Origin of the sequence: Pseudomonas sp. IzPS59 (assembly GCF_014863505.1) — a bacterium.
Classification (GTDB): Bacteria; Pseudomonadota; Gammaproteobacteria; order Pseudomonadales; family Pseudomonadaceae; genus Aquipseudomonas; species Aquipseudomonas kribbensis.
Genome location: NZ_CP062251.1, coordinates 2,921,250 through 2,940,755, shown reverse-complemented (window position 1 = coordinate 2,940,755; position 19,506 = coordinate 2,921,250). Strand labels below are relative to the sequence as shown.

Sequence of the window (19,506 nt, the reverse complement as noted above, 5' to 3'; positions counted from 1 at the left end):
ATGTACTTGATCAATGGACACCTTCACGATGAATTCAGCCTTGATGCCGCGCTGGATCAACTGCGTCAGACGCTGCCATTACACCTGAACCGGCCCCTGCACAGCGAGACGGTCATTCATGCGGCGGCCACGTTTGCCGCCCGGCTGGGCGACAGCACTCTGGCTCTGCCACTCGACGCCGCACAACGCCAGTCGCTGATCGAGTTCTGCCAGCCGCAAGGGCTATTGCGCAAACTCGAACGTGAGCTGGGCGATCAACCCGCTGCGCTGCGCCGCCCCGATTATCGCCAACCGCGCTTCGAGCGCTGGAGCCCCTTGGGCCTGGTGGTTCACATCACTCCCGGCAACGCGGCACTGCTGGCGTTCTGCGCGGTGATCGAGAGCCTGCTGGCCGGCAACGTCAACTGGCTGCGCCCCAGCAGCAGCGACGACGGCCTGACCGCGCAATTGCTCCATGCGCTGACGCAATGCGACCCCAGCGGCCAACTGGCCGGGCACGTCGCTGTCGTTCCAGCAACCACCGCGCAAATCGGCCAGTTGTGCCGATGGGCCAACGGCGTCTCGGCCTGGGGTGGTGAATCGGCGCTGCAAGCGATCCGTGAGCAGATTCCCGCCGGGTGCCGCTGGATCGATTGGGGGCATCGCATCAGCTTCGTTTATCTGACCCCGGACGCCGTCTCGCCACAGATACTGGATGACGTGGTGGATGAAGTCTGCCGACTCGATCAGCAAGCCTGCTCCAGCCCGCAATGGTTGCTGGTGGATAGCGACGACCCGGCCGTACTGCGCGAAATCGGTTTACGCCTGTGCGAAGCATTCGAACGCCGTGCGGGGCAATGGCCGCCATTGCCGCCAACCCTTCAGGAAGCCTCGCAAATCACCACCGATACGGCCATGGCCCGGCTCACACACAGTTTTACCGAGGTGGCTGGCGAGGTCTGGGCAACACCGGGCTGGCGGGTGATCTGGACCCACGACCCGCAATTGCAGCCTTCACCGTTGTTTCGCAGCCTGCTGCTCAAGCCCCTGCCGCACGCACGGTTGGTCGAGACGTTACTGCCATGGCGAAACGTGCTGCAAAGCTGCGCCCTGATCTGCCCGGAACAGCGGATTGCAGCGCTTTCACGGAACCTTATCGCCGCCGGTGTCACCCGGATTACCCCCATTGCGGCAATTCACGATGGCTACGAAGGCGAACCCCATGACGGTGTCTATGCCTTGCAGCGCCTGAGCCGGCGAGTCTCGGTAAGCCTGTCGCCGACACAACTGCCCTCCCGTGCTTCGCTCGACGACTTAGCCATTGCGCCCTGTGTGACGAACCTGCCGATCATGAGCAAGGAAGATTTCATTGCACGGCCGATCAACCCTTCAGCCCAGCTGTATTTCCGCTCCGGTGGCAGCAGCGGTGTACCAGCGCTCTCGGGTTTCAGTTATCGCGACTTCCACCGGCAGATGCGCGCTACGGCCGACGGTCTGTTCGCCGCCGGTCTGGATCCGAGTCGGGACCGGGTGATGAACCTGTTTTTCAGCGGCGGTCTGTATGGCGGCTTTTTCAGCTTCTCCAAAGTACTGGAGCAACTGGACGTCACGCACCTGCCGATGGGCGCCCCGGCCGATGATGATTACCGGGAGATTTCGCAATTGATCGTCGATCAGCAGGTCAACACGCTGATCGGCATGCCGAGCACCTTGCATCGCTTGTTCCTCAACGAACAAACGTGCCTGCGCGCCTATGGCGGGGTCGAAAAAATATTTCTGGGCGGCGAGCACCTCGGCGAACAGAGCCGCCAGTTGCTGCAGGATTGCGGTGTCAGCCTGATCCGCTCGGCGATCTTCGGCAGTGTCGATGCCGGCCCGCTCGGCCATGCGTGCGCAGCCACACACGACGGTGTGTTTCATCTTTTGAGCGATATCCAGCACCTGGAAATTGTCGCGTTCGAGGCCGATCGTCCTGTCCATGACACCGAGACCGGCCGCCTGGTGTTCACGTCCATCGAACGGCAAGGTCAGAACGTGCAGCGTTATGACGTCGGCGACAGCGGCCGCTGGGTGCCCGGACAGTGTGGCTGCGGCCTGACGACACCTCGTTTCGAACTGCTTCAGCGCCACGGCAGGCTGGTGCGCATCGGCACCGATTTCATCTGTCTGTCGCAGCTGGCGCAGCACCTGCAGAGCGAATTCCAGGTGATCCTCGAACATGCCCCCGACGGGCTCGAATGCATGAAAGTCCGAAGTGCGCTCGACCCCCACGAGGTACATGAACGATTGCTGGGCTACCCGACGCTTGCCACCCTCGTGCAGACCGGGCTGCTGACGGTAGAGGCACAAATGTGCGCCATCGACGGTTTCACCCGAAACAAACACAGCGGCAAGACGCCGCTGCTGATCGATAACCGGAGAGTTCGCGCGTCCTCCGTTCTGCAAGGAGCACATCATGAATCCAGTAACTGATTGGCAAGAGCTGGTGGCTTTTGCGCGTCAGCATTCAAGTTTTTACGCCAGCCACTTCAGCGAGGTGCCCGAGCAGATAACGTCGCTCTCCGAACTGCCGGTCATTGAGCCTGCGCACTACTGGAAAGGCAGCCACGACCTCGACCACTGGCCGGTGCTGACCGCAGGCCTGGATAACGCATTGGTCTTCAAGACCGGCGGGACGACCGGCGATGGCAAATTGTCGGTTTTCGAGCGCCGTGAATGGCAAACGCTGGTGGAAGATTTCGCAGGCAGCCTCAAGGGTCGGTTGAACAAGGGCGACCGGGTCGCCAACCTGTTTTTCGTCGGTGATCTGTACGCCAGTTTCATCTTCACACACGACGCCCTGGCCCATGTACAGCCGGGCATCGTGGAGTTTCCTTTCACCGGCCACGTCGATCCGGCCGTCCTGGCAGAGGCGATTTTCCGGCACCGGATCAATGCGCTGGCAGGTTTACCCGCGCATTTGCTGTCCTTTGCCGCATGGCTGGAGCGCCAGGAACGGCGGCTGGAATGCGTCGAATCCCTGCTCTACGCAGGTGAAAGCCTGTTCCCGGCGCAGTTGCAACTGCTCGGTCGGGTGTTCCCCAACGTACTCGTTGCCTCCATGGGTTACGCCAGTGTCGACGCCGGCTTCATCGGCGCCAGTCATCCCGACTGTGCATTGGGTGAACATCGAATGCCCCAGGGCCACAGCGTGCTGGAAATCCTCGACGAGCAGACCGGCGAAGTGATCGAGGAATGCGATCGCACCGGACGCCTGGTGATGACCAATCTCACCCGGCGGTTGATGCCGTTGATTCGCTACCCGGTCGGCGACCGCGCCTGCTGGCGAGAGGTTGAGCAAACCCCCGCACGCAAATTCGCATTGATGGGCCGCTGCTCCGACAGCCAGCGAGTCCGGGTGGGGATTCTGACGTTACTGCCTGATGAAATTGGCAATGCCGTGCAACGCATCACTGGCAGTGACGACTGGCAACTGGTGATCGAGCAGACCGGGACTAAAGACATCCTGACCCTGAGATGGGCTCCGGATGCCGTGCGACCCGCTTCGGCGGAATCAGAGCGGATGCTGCGCAGCGCGTTGATCGAGCGCTATCCGTTGATCTCGCAATTGAACGCCGATCATCTGCTGGATTTACGGATCGACTGTTGCACGGTTCAAGACCTGTCACGCCACCCACGCTCCGGAAAGCGCCAGCGCGTCCTGGACCAGCGGGTCTACGACAATCACCGTGGAGAGCTTCGCTGATGGAAAGCGTAACGCTGCGAAACTACCGCAACTGCGACGCGAAAGCCGTGAGTAAGCTGTTTCGCGAGATCTATGGCGACCTCTACGCCCAGGCCCACGTCTATCTGCCCTGCATGATTGACCGCAACCATGCGCAAGGTCATTGGCATTCACGGGTGGCGGTGACCGGAGATCAAGTGTTGGGGAACGCGACATTGCTTCGCGCCAACGATTCGCCTGTCGCCGAACTGGCGCTCAGCGTGGTTGCCTCCGAAACCCGTGGCCAGAATGTTGCCACCCGGCTGGGGCGCCAGCTGTTGATCGATGCCCGGACGCTGGGATGCCGGGGCGTGACGATCAGACAGGTGACCTGTCACCCCTACACCCAGCGCATGGCAGCCGGCCTCGGCTTTCACAATACGGGATGGCTGCCCGACGGTGTCCCGTCTCCGCATGACGCCTCGGCACGGGAGTCGCTCGTCATCGGTTACCTGCCCATTGATGGACACCGGCGGCCGCTACCGGCACTGGCATGGCCCGACAGCTGTCGGGACTTCATGCTGCAGATGTGCAGTGTGTTCGGGACACAGGAAAAGGCTGCGCCATGGGTGGGCGATCCGGTACATCTTGAACAGCGGTGGGGTCGTTATGAAGGGACTTTCAGGGCACTGGATGGCTGTTTGCTCAAGCAGTTGCAGGAACTGCCGGCGCATTGGCTCATTTCAATCCGGCTGAGGCTGGCGAAGGGGTTTGATAGCGCGTTGCACGCGCTGACGACGGCAGGCTTCGTGTTCACCGGACTGGCGCCGGATGAACGAGGAGCAGGATGGCTGGCGTTGTTTCATCGCGGCGCAAAACCTCCCTCGCTGACATTGATTTGCCCGCACATGCAGCGGCTGCACGATGACCTGCAAGGGAAAACAGCGAGCGTGGCGCAATAACGACAAGCCCCCTTGTCGGGGGCTTGTCGCTGCAGGGTCATGCCTTGGCGCTGACACCTTTGTCGGTCGGCGGTGGCGGACGGTCGCCACCCTGTCCATAGACCTTCAGGCTTTGCAGCACGTAAATGGCTTTCTTGTACTCGGGAATCAGCCCGTTGGCGTACTTGTTGCCCTTCAGATTGTTGTTCTGGATCGTGTCCAGTTGCGTGGCGAAATACTCCAGCGCGTTGAACTTGGTGTCCGGGTCTTTCTGAATGCCGAAACGATCGAACTTGTCACCGGCATTGAGCAATGTCATCGCCGTGATATCCGTAATGAGTCCCCGACTGCGCAGGAAGTCAGTCAGTTTACCCAGTTGCTTGGGTGTCACGTTTTCCGGGTCGAAACCCTTGACGCTCTTGTGGATCCCCTGCTTATCCATCTCCCGGGTGTTGAGTACGGTCGGATCGTTGCCGACTTTCGCCAGCATCTGCTTGACCTTCACACTTTGCGAAACCGGTTTGCTCGATGGCGAATTATCGCGGACCAACAAACCTGCCTTGGGCTGCCAGGCGCCGGTATAACCAACGGTCATGAGCGTGCTCCTTGCGGAAAGAACATGAAAATATCCTTGTGAAACGTCTTGAATTGCCCGGAGTATCGGCCGGCAAACCGATGGCACCAATCTGTTTTTCACTTTTTTACAAATTTCGTACATTCTCGATACAAACACACAGAAGTACCGCTGCCATGGGCCTTCAGGCATTTATACAGCCCGTTATAAATCGAATTTTTACTCTAACGAACGGGCTGGTTAGTTTGAATGTGTCGGGTCTGTTACTTGCCGATTTTCGCTTCAGCACTTTTTAGTACGTGAGTACCTAAAGCTTCCTCCCGCAGCGACGATATGTAAGGGATCCCCCTACTGCTTTACTCCTCGCCCCTAACAAGAAACGAAGGACCGGTCTCCATGCCCGCATTCCGTACCATTCAGGCTCGCTATACGCTGTTTCTGGTTCTGTTCATCCTGTTGCTGTCGGTCCTGACCGTGGTGGGTATCAGCCAACTCGTCGCCCCCAAGCTGCGGCATACCGAAGAGCAAGTGGTGCTCAACCGCATCGCCGAAGTCGCCGAACAGATCCAGGGCGAACTGAACAAGGTTCAATCCCAGCAGCGCAGCATCACCCAGACCATCCCGCTACTCGACAGCGCCGCCATCGATACAGTGCTGCCTGGGCTGGTGGATCAGTACGGTGAACTGAAGGTGTTCGGCGGCGGTATCTGGCCGCTGCCCGGCCAGCGTGAGGCGGGTCGCAACAAGTTCAGCACGTTCTGGCACCGCGACAGCTCCGGCAAGCTCGCCGTGAATACTTTCTGGAACAGCGACGCGGCACCCAACTACTACGACCAGAGCTGGTACAAGGGCGGTATGCAGACCCCGCGCGGCCAATGCGCCTGGGCCGCTGCCTATAAAGATGATGCGAGCGCCGAACCGCGCACCAACTGCGCCATGGCCATCCAGAAAAACGGCAGCGCCTGGGGCGTATCGACCATCGACGTGACCCTGGGCTTCTTCAACGACCTGGTGGCCCGCAAGGAAAAAGACCTCAACGCCGAAATGCTGATCGTCGAGGCCGACGGCAAGATCATCAGCAACAGCTCGCGCATCAACGGCCCGATCGTGCTGAAAAACATCAGCGAGCTGGCCGCCGGTTCGCCATTCGCCAGCCAAGTAAAGGCTGGGCTGCAACAACGTGATCAGGCCCAGCGTGTCGAATTCGACAACAACGGCGTAGCCAGCACTTTCTTCATGCGCCCGATCGAAGGCACGCCATGGTTCCTCGCCACCGCCCTGCCGACCAAAATGCTTACCGCACAACGTGACGACGTACTCAGCAGCCTGAGCCTGTTGCAGATTCCGCTGGTAATCCTGCTGGTGCTGCTGCAGGTCTACGCGATTCGCCAACTGGTTGCGCGCATGAAAGCGCTCAAGGCCAACATCGATTCGCTGTCCAGCGGCGACGCCGACCTGACCCGCCGCATCACCATCCGCGCCGAAGACGAGCTCGGCGCGATCGGTCATTCGGTCAACACCTTCATCGCCTACCTGCAGAACATGATCGGCGAAGTCACCCAGGCCACCGGCGCCATGGCTTCCAGCCTCGACAACCTGCAACGCACCTCGGCACATACCAGCCAGATCCTGCTGCGCCATGCCTCGGAAACCGACCAGACCGTCACTGCCATCAACGAGATGAGTTCGACCGCCGAAAGCGTTGCGCAGAACGCTGCCGAAACCGCTGCGTTTACCCAGCGTGCCAACGAAAACGCCGACCGTTCTCGGGTCGTGGTGGGCGAAGCCACCAGCAGCGTCGTGGCGCTGATTGATGAAGTGGCCAGCGCCACCCACAAAGTCGAAAACATGCAGCAGGACGCCCAGCGCATTACCGAAATCCTCGGTGTGATCGGCGCCATCGCCGGCCAGACCAACCTACTGGCACTGAACGCCGCCATCGAAGCCGCCCGGGCCGGTGAACAGGGTCGCGGTTTCGCGGTGGTGGCCGACGAAGTACGCGCCCTCGCCGCCCGGACCCAGGCCAGCACCTCGGAAATCAACGAAATGCTGACCCGCCTGACTCAGGGCGTGAGTTCCTCGGTCAGCGCCATGGAGAACACTCAGGCCAGTTGCCAGTCGGCTGCCGATGCCACCGCACGCGTTACCACCGGACTCGATGACATGGCCGGTTCCGTCAGCCATATCAACAGCCTCAGCGCCCAGATCGCCACCGCCGCTGAACAGCAGAGCGCCGTCACCGAGGAGATCAACCGCAGCATGGTGCAGATCCGCCACATGGTGGATGAGCTGGTACAAAGCGGTCAGGCCAGTGAAACCAATACCCGCCAGCTCCTGGAGGCCAACGGTCGGGTGAGCGCAATCATGGGTCGGTTCAAGGTCAGCTGACGAACTTGTCATCTCGCACTCAGGCGGCTGTCAGCTTTGATCTACGATCATGCTGGCGGCCTGCCTTGTATCAACTGGAAACACTCCGTTGATGCCCGGTCGGAAAAACCGGTCAAAATGCGTTCTTTTTGACCGTCACCCGAGTCGAGAACCCTGCATGAAAAACCCTCTGCGTCTGGCCGCCCTGAGCGCCCTGCTCCTTTCCTCCCTGGCGCAAGCCGCCGACCTCATTCCGATCGAAGTCCATCGCGACGCGAACTGCGGTTGCTGCAAAAAGTGGATCAGCCATCTGGAAGCCAACGGCTTCAAGGTCGAAGATCACGTCGAAAGCGACATGAGCAGCTTCAAGCAACAACACGGTGTGCCACCTCGTCTGGCGTCTTGCCACACCGCAATCATCAACGGCAAATTCGTCGAAGGCCATGTGCCTGCTGAACAGGTGCTGGCGCTGAGCAAGCGTGACGATCTGCTTGGCGTGGCTGCTCCGGGCATGCCGATGGGCTCGCCGGGCATGGAAATGGATGGCATGAGCGATGCCTATCAAGTGATCGGCCTCAAGAAGGACGGTGCCGATGTGGTGGTGGCGGATTACCCGGCCCATTGATGACGGCGGGTTATCTCGGGCTGTTCCTGGCCGCGTTTGGCGCGGCGACGCTGTTGCCGCTGCAATCGGAGGCGGTGCTGGTCGGGTTGCTGGTCAGCGATCGTTATTGGCTGTGGGGGCTGCTGGCGGTGGCGACGCTGGGCAACGTCCTTGGCTCGCTGGTGAACTGGTGGCTGGGACGCGGACTGGAGCGGTTTCAGGATCGGCGCTGGTTTCCGGTCAGCCCCAAGCACATGGACCGCGCCCGCGCTCACTATCAGCGTTATGGGCATTGGTCGCTGCTGCTCAGCTGGCTGCCGGTCATCGGTGATCCACTGACGCTGATTGCCGGGGTCATGCGCGAACCGCTCGGGCGATTCCTGTTGATCGTCACCCTCGCCAAAGGCGCCCGTTACGGCGTGCTGGCCATGCTCACCCTGGGCTGGCTCGGTTGAACGATCGGGCGCCGGCATTGCCTGTGTTTAACGTCGCCCTAATCCGGCCGTTCCAGCATCGGCCGATTTCCTGTGGAGTTGTCCCATGTCTGTGTCGCTGACCCGCTGGCTGCCCGGCCTGCTGTTGACCGCTGCCCTGCCCCTGCTGGCTCACGCCGAAGGCCCGCAATACGGCCCGGAACTGCAGGGTTTCGATTATCCCTACACCCTCAAGCACTTTGCCTTTCAGTCCCAGGGCCAGTCTCTGCAGATGGGTTACATGGACGTCGCCGCCCATGGCAAGGCCAACGGGCGCACCGTGGTGCTGATGCACGGCAAGAATTTTTGCGGCGCGACTTGGGACAGTTCGATCCAGGCCCTGAGCGAGGCCGGTTACCGGGTCGTCGCCCCGGATCAGATCGGTTTCTGTACCTCCAGCAAACCCGATCATTACCAGTACACGTTCCAGCAACTGGCGGCCAACACCCAGCAATTGCTCAAGGCGCTGGGCATCCAGAAAGCCACCCTGCTCGGTCATTCCACCGGCGGCATGCTGGCCACACGCTACGCCCTGCAATACCCGGATCAGGTCGAGCAACTGGCACTGGTCAATCCGATCGGCCTGGAAGACTGGAAAGCCCTCGGCGTGCCGTATCGCAGCGTTGACCAGTGGTATCAGCGCGAACTGAAAGTCACCGCCCAGGGTATCCGCGACTACGAGCGCAGCACCTATTACGACGGCCGCTGGAAACCTGAATTCGACCGCTGGGTGGACATGCTCGCCGGCCTGAGCAATGGCCCAGGCAAGACTCAGGTCGCATGGAACTCGGCGCTGATCTACGACATGATCTTCACCCAGCCGGTGTACTACGAGTTCAAGGACCTGAAGATGCCGACCCTGTTGCTGATCGGCACGTCCGACACCACGGCCATCGGCAAGGACATTGCGCCGCCAGAAGTGAAAGCGAAAATCGGTCACTACGAGGTGCTGGGCAAGCAGGTCGCCAAGCTGATTCCGCAATCCACACTGGTGGAATTCCCCGGCCTGGGCCATGCCCCGCAGATGGAAGAACCGGCGCAGTTCCATCAGGCGCTGCTCGGCTGGCTGAACAAAACCAATCCCGTTCGTTGAGGAGTCAAGGCTGATGGCGGTGCAGATTGCAGTGATCGATGACTGGCAGGACGTGGCGCGAAACGTGGTCGACTGGTCGGTGCTGAATAATCTAGGCGAAGTGACCTTCGTCCATGAATACCCGGCGGACAACGCCACGCTGGCCGAACGACTGGGCCGGTTCGAGGTGATTTGCGTGATGCGCGAACGCACGCGCTTCGATGAAGACTTGCTCAAGCGGTTGCCGAACCTCAAATTGCTGGTCACTGGCGGCATGCGCAACGCAGCGCTGGACATGCCCGCCGCCGCCCGCCTCGGGATCAAGGTCTGCGGCACCGACAGCTACAAACATGCCGCACCGGAACTGACCTGGGCGCTGATCATGGCCGCCACCCGCAATCTGGTGAGCGAAGCCAACGCCTTGCGCGCCGGCCAGTGGCAGCAAGGCCTTGGCGGCGACCTGCATGGCAAGACCCTTGGCATTCTCGGGCTCGGCAGCATCGGCCAACGGGTCGCGCAATTCGGTCAGGTATTCGGCATGCGCGTCATTGCGTGGAGTGAAAACCTTACCGCCGAGCGCGCCGGACAGGCCAGTGTCACCTATGTCAGCAAGCAGCAATTGTTCGAACAGGCCGATGTGCTGTCGGTGCACCTGGTGCTCAGCGACCGCAGCCGTGGATTGGTCGATGCCCAGGCGCTGGACTGGATGAAACCCACCGCCCTGCTGGTCAACACGGCGCGCGGGCCGATTGTCGACGAAGCGGCGCTGATCAAGGCTTTGCAGAAACAGCGCATCGGTGGTGCGGCGCTGGATGTGTTTGATGAAGAACCGCTGCCGGCGCTGCACCCGTTTCGCACGCTGGACAATGTGCTGGCCACGCCTCATGTCGGGTATGTCAGCCGACAGAACTACGAACAATTCTTTTCGCAGATGATCGAGGACATTCAGGCCTGGTCGACGGGAGAACCGATACGCCTGCTCAATTGACCCACGCCTGCTTCACGGACATCCGATGCCCGTGAAGCAGCACCCGCTGCCCGCCTCCCACCACAACTGTCCGCACCGCAACAGTGCATCCGCACGATCCTTGCGCCCGAAAACGTGACCGACCGGTCACCGTTTTGCACCGTCCGCCCCTTCAAACATGCACTTCGTCGGTGCGATGCCCCGCTCAAAGCCACGGTTTCCGCGGCCCTGCAACACATTGTCGAACAATTCGTCCGATTGCCCTGGCCCGCTCTAGGATCTGGCCTAGACTGGTTTTCGCGAGGCGAAACCGACCGGTCACAACAGGGAAATTTTGTCGAAACTTTTGCTGATCGCGACGGGTCATCTGAAAGACAGGGCCAAAGCGACTGGTTCATTCCTTGCAACGGCCTCTTCACCCATTCTGCTTGCGCGTGTTGGGTAGCGTTTGCTCACCGATGCGTGGCGCGTTTGCGCCCGGCCACAGGATTTGGCCATGGACATCGCTTGTTCAAGACAAGAATCAGATCAACAAAACGGGAGATTCATATGATCAGTGCGGCATTGGATATTCAGGGAGAGCGCGCTCACCAGCCGGTCGGCGAGTCGAGCAACGCTAGCGTTCCCGGCAGCCGGTCGATCAACGTCCCGGGCACCAGGACGCTGGCACCGGTAGCCAGTCAGAATCCCAACAAGAAGAAAGTGTTGTTCGTGACCTCGGAAATCGCCGATCTGGTGAAGACCGGCGGTCTTGGTGACGTTTCTGCCGCCCTGCCCCGCGCGATGGCGCATCTGCATGATGTCCGGGTGCTGATCCCCGGTTACCCGCAAGTGATGAACAGCGAAAATCCGATCCATATCATCGGTGAACTGGGCGGCCATGCCGCGCTGCCTCCCTGCAAGATCGGGCGCATGGACATGCCTGACGGTCTGGTCATTTATGTGTTGATCTGCCCTGAACTCTACGCCCGCGACGGCGGCCCTTACGGTGCCAACAACGGTCGTGACTGGCCGGACAACCACATCCGTTTCGCCCGCCTGGGTCTGGCCGCCGCCGATATCGCCGCCAACCTCGCCCAGATCCACTGGTGCCCGGATCTGGTGCACGCCCACGACTGGCCGGCCGGGCTGGCACCTGCCTACATGCACTGGCGCGGGCAACGCACGCCGACCCTGTTCACCATTCACAACCTCGCCTATCAAGGCGTGACCAGCCTTGGTTCGTGCCCGGAACTCGGAATTCCCGCCCATGCCCTGCAACAGGAAGGCATGGAGTTCTACGGCAAGATGTCGTTCCTCAAGGCCGGCATGGCCTATTCGAGCCACATCACCACGGTCAGCGCCACCTACGCGCAGGAAATCACCACCCCGGATTTCGGCTGCGGTCTCGACGGTTTTCTCGCCGCCAAGACCCAGCAAGGCTTGCTCAGCGGCATCCCCAACGGCATCGACGAGAGCTGGGACGCCGCCACCGACCCGCACCTGTTCGCGCCGTTTGCCATCGGCGACTGGGAAGGCAAAGCGATCAACGCCGCCCATGTGCGCGAACTGTTCGGTTTGAAAGACTCCGAAGGCCCGCTGTTTGCCGTGGTGTCGCGACTGGTCTATCAAAAAGGCCTGGACCTGACCGAAGCGGTCTCCGAGTACATCGTGCAGAACGGTGGCCAGATCGCCATCATCGGTCGCGGCGAACCCGAAGAAGAACAGGCCATGCGCGAACTGGCCCTGCGCTTCCCCGGCCAAATCGGCGTGCGCATCGGCTTCAATGAAACCGACGCCCGGCGGATGTTCGCCGGCAGCGATTTCCTGCTGATGCCTTCGCGTTACGAACCTTGTGGATTGAGCCAGATGTACGCCCAGCGTTTCGGCTCGCTGCCGGTGGCGCGCAACACCGGCGGGCTGGCCGACACCATCGAAAACGGCGTCACCGGGTTCCTGTTCAACGAGTCCACGGCGGACAGCTACCGCGAAGCCTTGAGCCGCGCCTTCAAGGTGTTTGCCTTTCCGGACCTGCTGCACGCCATGCGTTGCCGGGCGATGGCGGCACCGTTCAACTGGTGCCAGGCCGTCGAACCCTACGCCGAACTCTACGAACAACTGGTGGCCAAGGCGCTGGGTAAAACGCACCACAAATAACCAGGGAGGTTTTCAACGATGCCGTCACGGTCCCCTGAAACCTGGCCCCACGGCGCGATCATGCTGGATGCCGACCACACGCAATTCGCGTTGTGGGCGCCTGATGCGTTTTACGTCAGCGTCGAGCTGGACAATGGCCAGTCCCTGCCGATGCTGCCGCAGGGCGATGGCTGGTTCGTGATCAAAAGTCACTGCCCCGCCGGTCGTCGCTACCGCTATAACATCGACGGCGAACTGGAGGTGCCCGACCCGGCCTCCAGGGCGCAGGACGGCGGCCTCGACCGTCACAGCGTGGTGGTCGATCCGCACGCCTATCACTGGCGGCACAGTACATGGCAAGGCCGGCCATGGAACGAAGCGGTGATCTACGAACTGCACGTCGGCGCTCTCGGCGGTTTTGCCGAAGTCGAACAACATCTGGCGCGACTGGCCGGGCTGGGCATCACCGCCATCGAACTGATGCCGATCGCGCAGTTTCCCGGCGCTCGCAACTGGGGTTACGACGGCGTGCTGCACTTCGCGCCGCAAGCTTCCTATGGCACGCCGGAACAGCTCAAACACCTGATCGACAGTGCTCACGGTTATGGCCTGGCGGTGATTCTCGATGTGGTCTACAACCACTTCGGCCCCGACGGCAACTATCTGCATCGCTACGCCAAGGGCTTTTTTCGCGAAGACAAACACACGCCCTGGGGCGCGGCCATCGATTTCCGTCGCCGCGAAGTGCGGGACTTCTTCGTCGAAAATGCGTTGATGTGGCTGCTGGAATACCGTTTCGACGGCCTGCGCCTGGACGCGGTGCATGCCATCGAAGACCCGGATTTCCTGCAAGAACTGGCGCAGCGCATCCGCCAGCAGATCGACCCTGCGCGGCATGTCTGGCTGACCGTGGAGAACGAACACAATCAGGCCAGCCTGCTGGAAGACGCCTACGATGCCCAGTGGAACGACGACGGCCACAATGCCCTGCACGTGCTGCTGACCGGCGAAACCGATGCGTATTACGCCGACTATGCCGAACATCCCACCGAACAACTGGCCCGCTGCCTGAGCCAGGGTTTTGTGTTTCAGGGCCATCTGACCCGCCACGGCACGCCCCGTGGCGAGCCAAGCGAACATCTGCCATCCACCGCATTCGTGCTGTTCCTGCAGAACCACGACCAGATCGGCAACCGCGCCTTCGGCGAACGCCTGCATCAACTGGCCGATCCCCGTGCCCTGCAAGCCGCCACCGTGTTGTTGCTGTTGTCACCGATGATTCCGTTGATGTTCATGGGCGACGAGCACGCCGCCGAGCAACCGTTCCAGTTTTTCACCAGCCACCACGGCGAACTCGCCAAATTGGTGCGCGAAGGTCGGCGCAACGAGTTCGCCGCGTTCAGTGCGTTTGCCGATCCACAGCGCCGCGAGCAGATTCCCGACCCCAACGCCGAGCAGACGTTCCACGCCTCGCAACCGCGACTGATCGGCAGCGGCACGCCGAAACAGCAGGCCACCCTGGCGCTGTATCGACAGCTGTTGCAGTTGCGCCACCAACACATCATTGCGCATTTGCCCGGTACCCAGGCGCTCGGCGCTCAAGTGCTGGGGCCTGGCGCCGTCAGCGCGCGCTGGCGTCTGGGGAATGGCAGCGAGCTGCGAATCGACCTGAACCTCGGCGACAGCCCGGTGGTCAACCCACCACAGGCCGAATCGGTGTGGCTGTTCCGTCAGCCACCCGCTACCGGCCTGACGGATGAAGGGCAACTGCCCCCGTATTGCGCGCTCGTCAGCCTCACGGCCGCAACCCCTTTGCCACCCCTGGATGGAGAGCGCCTATGAGCGATGCGCAACTGGAAATTCTCGCCAGCCGAGCCGGTCTTGCGGTCGACTGGATCGACGCCAATGGCCGTCAGCAAAAAGTCGCCCCGGCGGTGCTGCGCAATGTCCTCACCGGGCTCGGTCACCCGGCCGGCTCGGCCCAGGAAATCGACGCCAGCCTGCTGGAACTGCAACAAGTGCAACAGGACCGCCAATTGCCGCCGCTGCTGACCGCCGATGTCGGCTTGGGCCTGGATCTGGCACGTTACTTCGAACCCGGAAGCCCCTGTGAGATTCATCTGGAGGACGGCACGCGGCTGTCGCTCAAACTCGATGCCGATGCGGTGCTGCCCGGTGAAATTCCGGTCGGGTATCAGCAAGTCCATATCGCCGATCAACATTTCACCCTGGCCGTAGCCCCCGAGCGTTGCTACAGCGTGGGTGATGCCGTGGGCAGCCCGATTCCCCGCGCCTGGGGTCTGAGCGTGCAGCTTTACAGCCTGCGCCGCCCCGGCGACGGCGGTTTCGGCGACACCCAAGCGTTAGAGGAGCTGGCCCGCAGCGCCGGCGAACGCGGGGCCGACGCTTTGGCGATCAGTCCACTGCACGCAATGTTCAGCGCCGATACCGGACGCTACAGCCCTTATTCACCGTCCAGCCGCCTGTTTCTCAATTCCTTGTATGCCGCGCCGGGGACCATTCTCGGCGAGCGCGCCCTGCGTGATGCAATCGACGCTGCCGGGCTGGCCGATCAGTTCGAGCAACTGGAAAACCTGAAACTGATCGACTGGCCCAGCGCCGCCGACGCCAAGCAAAAACTCCTGCAAGCGCTGTACGAAGGTTTCATCCGTGGCGAGCATCCGTTGCAGGCGGATTTCTCCAGCTACCGCGACGCGGGCGGCGAAGCGCTGGAGAATCACTGCCGCTTCGAAGCCATCCAGGAAATGCGTGCCGCCCGTGGCGAAAACCTCGACTGGCGCGAATGGCCCGAACATTGGCACGACCCGCGCGGCGCTGCTCTCAGTGCGTTTGCCGAGGAATACGCCGAACGCATCGGCTACTTCGCGTTTTGCCAGTGGTTGATTCACCGCTGTCTTGAGCGCGCGCAAAACGCCGCCCGCAGCGCCGGCATGGGCATCGGCCTGATCGCCGATCTGGCGGTGGGTGCCGACGGTGCCGGCAGTCAGGCCTGGAGTTTTCAGGACGAATTGCTGGCGTCACTGACGGTCGGTGCGCCACCGGACATTCTCAATCGTTCCGGTCAGGGCTGGGGCATCTCGGCGTTCTCCCCGGAAGGTCTGGTACGCAATGGCTTTCGGGCGTTCATCGACATGCTGCGCGCCAATTTCGCCCACGCCGGCGGTCTGCGTATTGACCATGTCATGGGCCTGCAACGGCTGTGGGTGATTCCCAACGGCGCAGCGCCGGCGGACGGCGCGTACCTGTATTACCCGGTGGACGACCTGCTGCGTCTGCTGACCCTCGAATCCCACCGCCATCAAGCGATCGTGCTGGGCGAAGACCTCGGCACCGTGCCCGACGGGCTGCGGGAAAAACTGGTCGCCCGGGCCATGCTCGGGATGCGCGTGCTGTTGTTCGAACAGGACAACACCTGGTTCAAGCCGATCCTCGACTGGCCGGACAACGCTTTGGCCACCACCAGCACCCACGATCTGCCGACCCTCAACGGCTGGTGGCATGGCCGGGATATCGACTGGAATGCGCGACTCGGGCTGATCGACGCCAACGGCGAAATCGATTGGCGCCGCTATCGCGAGCGTGAGCGCGACGGTTTGCGCAATGCCCTGAGCCAGGATCCGCAGAACTTTCGCGAGGAATCCCACGAGGCCGATCAGGTGGTCGACGCCAGCGTCCGTTTCCTTGGCCACACCCGCGCGCCGCTGGTGTTGCTGCCGCTGGAGGACGCGCTGGGCCTGGACGAACAGGCCAACCTGCCCGGCACCATCGACACCCATCCGAACTGGTCGCGGCGACTGCCGGGCACCAGTGACACATTGCTGGATGGCGTCGATGCCGCGCGGCGTCTGGAACTGCTCGCCTGCGCCCGCCTTCAGGCCGCCGAGCGTGACCAATGAGTGCAGTGCAAAACCTGACCTTGCGCGCCACGGTGCGTCTGCAGTTTCACAAGGGTTTCACCCTCGATGAGGCAGTGCCGTTGGTGGCGTACTTTGTCCGGCTCGGTATCAGCCATGTTTATGCCTCTCCGCTGCTCGCCGCCCGCGCCGGCTCCATGCACGGCTACGACGTGGTCGACCCGACCCGGGTCAACCCGGAACTCGGTGGCGAACCAGCCTTGCGCCGGCTGGTCGCGGCTCTGCGCGAACACGGCATGGGGCTGATCCTCGACATCGTCTCCAACCATATGGCGGTCGGCGGTGGTGACAACCCGTGGTGGCTCGACCTGCTGGAATGGGGCCGGCTCAGTCCTTATGGCGAGTTTTTCGACATTCAATGGCACTCGCCCGATCCGTTGATGGAAGGCCAGTTGTTGCTGCCCTTTCTTGGCAGCGATTACGGCATTGCATTGCAGGACGGCACGCTGCCGCTGGTGTTCAACGCCGGGGCCGGCACCTTCCACGTCGAGCATTACGAGCATCACTTCCCGATCTGCCCCGGGGATTACGGCGAACTGCTGAAAGCCGACGAGCCGGTGAACGAAGCACTCAAATCACTGGCCGATCGCTTCAGCAGCCTCAGCTACCAGACCGACGCCCGCTCGCTGGCGATCCCGCTCAAGGAAGAACTGCAACAACTGGCAAGCGACCCGCACATCCTGCAAACCATCCAGCGCAACCTGACGCACTACGACTCGAAGACTGAAGACGGCTTCCAGCGCCTGCATCAACTGCTGGAACGGCAAAGCTATCGCCTGGCCAGTTGGCGCACCGCAGCGGACGACATCAACTGGCGACGCTTCTTCGACATCAACGAACTCGGCGGTCTACGGGTCGAGCGGCCAGCGGTGTTCGAAGCGACCCACGGCAAGATTTTCCAGTTGATCGAAGAAGGCCTGATCGACGGCTTGCGCATCGACCACATCGACGGCCTCGCCGACCCACGGGGTTACTGCCGCAAGCTGCGGCGGCGCCTCGACTTTCTGGCACCGGGGCGACACTTGCCGATCTACGTCGAGAAGATTCTCGGCGAAGGCGAAACCCTGCGCACCGACTGGGCGGTGGATGGCAGCACCGGTTACGAGTTCATGAATCAGCTGTCGCTGCTGCAACACGACCCGGCCGGCGAGCATGTGCTCGGCGACTTGTGGCAACGCCGCACCGAGCGCCCCGCCGCGTTTATCGAAGAGGCACGGCTGGCGCGTCAGCAGATTCTCAACGGTTCGCTGGCCAGCGATTGCGAAAGCGTTGCACAGGCGTTGCTGCAAGTGGCGCGGGACGACCTGATGACCCGCGACCTCACGCTCGGCTCGATCCGCCGGGTGTTGCAGGCGTTGATCGTGCACTTCCCGGTTTATCGAACCTACATCAGCGCGATGGGCCGCTCGGCGCAGGACGAGGTGTTTTTCCAGCAGGCCATGGAAGGTGCGCGGCAGACACTGAGCGAAAGCGACTGGCCGGTGCTCGAGTCCGTGGCCGGCTGGCTCGGCGGCCAGCCCTGGCGGCGCAAACCTCGTGGGCGTTCGCGCAAGATCCTGCGCCACGCCTGCGTACGCTTTCAGCAACTCACCTCGCCGGCCGCCGCCAAAGCCGTGGAAGACACAGCGCTGTATCGCTCGGCGGTGCTGCTGTCGCGCAATGACGTGGGCTACAACACCGAACAGTTCAGCGCCCCGGTCAGCGATTTTCATGCGGCAAACCAGCAACGTCTGGCGACATTCCCCGACAACCTGCTGGCCACCGCCACACACGATCACAAACGCGGCGAAGACACCCGTGCGCGGCTGGCCGTGCTCAGCGAGCGCAGCCACTGGTACGCCGAACAGGTCGAGCTGTGGCGTGCCCTCGCCCGGCCGCTGCGCCATGACGACCAGTTGCCGTCGTCAGCGGACGAATTGATCCTCTATCAAGCGTTGCTCGGCAGTTGGCCGCTGGAGTTGCACAACGACGATCAGGCCGGATTCGCCGACTACGCCAGACGCATCTGGCAATGGCAGCAGAAAGCCCTGCGCGAAGCCAAGTTGCAAAGCAGTTGGGGTGCGCCAAACGAAACCTATGAAAACGCCGCGCAATCATTCACCGAGCAACTGTTGCTGGCGCCCGAAGGTGAACTGCTGCGCGGGGCGCTGGCCAAAAGCGTCAACAGCATCGCTGCTGCCGGCGCCCTCAACAGTCTGGCGCAAACCTTGCTGCACATGACGGTGCCGGGGGTGCCGGATCTGTATCAGGGCAACGAGTACTGGGATTTCAGCCTGGTGGATCCGGACAACCGCCGGCCGGTGGACTACGACTTGCGAGAGCAATCCGTGAAACCCGCGCCCGTAGCGGAACTGCTGTCGAACTGGCGCGACGGGCGCATCAAGCAGGCGTTGCTCACGCAGGTACTGAACCTGCGCGCCGAGCACACCGAGCTGTTCCGCCGAGGTTCGTACCAGGCCTTGGAGGTGCTGGGCAGCCAGGCACACAACGTACTCGCGTTTGTCCGCGAGCACGAGGGGAAACGGGCCATCGTCATCGTGCCGATCCGTTGCGCGATCCTGCTGGAAAACGGTGCCGTCCCGCAGGTCGATGCGCTGCGCTGGGGCGATACACGGGTGGAATTACCGTTCGCCGCCTCCGACGAAAATCTGAAGGGACTTTTTTCAAGCACCGCAGTCACAAAAAACAGGGAGCTGAAAGTCAGCGCTGCGCTGGGGGATTTCCCGGTCAATCTGTTTATCCAACACTTCTAGAAGCATGAGTTCAGTTCAGGAGC

General features: G+C 61.9%; 13 protein-coding genes. 12 read left to right on the top strand and 1 reads right to left on the bottom strand.

Annotated features, from left to right (window positions below; translation table 11 throughout):
• Genes IF189_RS13125 through IF189_RS13115 form a run of 3 tightly spaced genes read left to right on the top strand, consistent with a single transcriptional unit; the run spans position 1 to position 4,644 of the window.
• Positions 1 to 2,451, top strand: a complete 2,451-nt coding sequence (locus IF189_RS13125) for an acyl-CoA reductase (protein WP_134826712.1) — start codon at positions 1 to 3, stop codon at positions 2,449 to 2,451.
• Positions 2,435 to 3,724, top strand: coding sequence for a phenylacetate--CoA ligase family protein (locus tag IF189_RS13120; RefSeq protein WP_192553467.1), 1,290 nt, complete (start codon positions 2,435 to 2,437; stop codon positions 3,722 to 3,724). Before IF189_RS13125 ends, IF189_RS13120 begins: the two co-directional genes overlap by 17 nt.
• Positions 3,724 to 4,644 (top strand): GNAT family N-acetyltransferase, encoded by a 921-nt coding sequence (locus tag IF189_RS13115; protein ID WP_134826710.1) that lies wholly within the window; start codon positions 3,724 to 3,726, stop codon positions 4,642 to 4,644. Before IF189_RS13120 ends, IF189_RS13115 begins: the two co-directional genes overlap by 1 nt.
• 37 nt (positions 4,645 to 4,681) lie before the next feature.
• Here IF189_RS13115 and IF189_RS13110 read toward each other — a convergent pair whose 3' ends face one another.
• The gene (locus IF189_RS13110; protein ID WP_134826709.1) at positions 4,682 to 5,218 is read right to left on the bottom strand and encodes a hypothetical protein; all 537 of its coding nucleotides are present in this window, start codon (positions 5,216 to 5,218) and stop codon (positions 4,682 to 4,684) included.
• Between the two features lie 375 nt (positions 5,219 to 5,593).
• On the opposite strand from IF189_RS13110, the gene IF189_RS13105 reads away from it, so the two are divergent.
• From IF189_RS13105 to IF189_RS13065, 9 genes are all read left to right on the top strand, one after another.
• Positions 5,594 to 7,585, top strand: a complete 1,992-nt coding sequence (locus tag IF189_RS13105) for a methyl-accepting chemotaxis protein (RefSeq protein ID WP_192553466.1) — start codon at positions 5,594 to 5,596, stop codon at positions 7,583 to 7,585.
• Positions 7,586 to 7,742: 157 nt separating this feature from the next.
• The gene (locus IF189_RS13100) at positions 7,743 to 8,189 is read left to right on the top strand and encodes a DUF411 domain-containing protein (protein WP_119426205.1); all 447 of its coding nucleotides are present in this window, start codon (positions 7,743 to 7,745) and stop codon (positions 8,187 to 8,189) included.
• Positions 8,189 to 8,623, top strand: coding sequence for a YqaA family protein (locus IF189_RS13095; protein ID WP_134826707.1), 435 nt, complete (start codon positions 8,189 to 8,191; stop codon positions 8,621 to 8,623). Before IF189_RS13100 ends, IF189_RS13095 begins: the two co-directional genes overlap by 1 nt.
• A gap of 85 nt (positions 8,624 to 8,708) precedes the next feature.
• The gene (locus IF189_RS13090) at positions 8,709 to 9,734 is read left to right on the top strand and encodes an alpha/beta fold hydrolase (RefSeq protein ID WP_114882703.1); all 1,026 of its coding nucleotides are present in this window, start codon (positions 8,709 to 8,711) and stop codon (positions 9,732 to 9,734) included.
• A 13-nt stretch (positions 9,735 to 9,747) separates the two neighbouring features.
• Positions 9,748 to 10,701, top strand: a complete 954-nt coding sequence (locus IF189_RS13085; protein ID WP_134826706.1) for a D-2-hydroxyacid dehydrogenase family protein — start codon at positions 9,748 to 9,750, stop codon at positions 10,699 to 10,701.
• Between the two features lie 528 nt (positions 10,702 to 11,229).
• Positions 11,230 to 12,816, top strand: coding sequence for a glycogen synthase GlgA (glgA, locus tag IF189_RS13080; protein WP_192553465.1), 1,587 nt, complete (start codon positions 11,230 to 11,232; stop codon positions 12,814 to 12,816).
• 18 nt (positions 12,817 to 12,834) lie between these two features.
• The gene (treZ, locus tag IF189_RS13075; protein WP_192553464.1) at positions 12,835 to 14,637 is read left to right on the top strand and encodes a malto-oligosyltrehalose trehalohydrolase; all 1,803 of its coding nucleotides are present in this window, start codon (positions 12,835 to 12,837) and stop codon (positions 14,635 to 14,637) included.
• The gene (malQ, locus tag IF189_RS13070) at positions 14,634 to 16,712 is read left to right on the top strand and encodes a 4-alpha-glucanotransferase (protein ID WP_134826703.1); all 2,079 of its coding nucleotides are present in this window, start codon (positions 14,634 to 14,636) and stop codon (positions 16,710 to 16,712) included. The genes treZ and malQ overlap by 4 nt, the downstream gene beginning before the upstream one ends.
• On the top strand, positions 16,709 to 19,483 hold the full coding sequence (locus tag IF189_RS13065) for a malto-oligosyltrehalose synthase (RefSeq protein WP_192553463.1): 2,775 nt from the start codon (positions 16,709 to 16,711) through the stop codon (positions 19,481 to 19,483). The genes malQ and IF189_RS13065 overlap by 4 nt, the downstream gene beginning before the upstream one ends.
• Positions 19,484 to 19,506 lie beyond the last annotated feature (23 nt).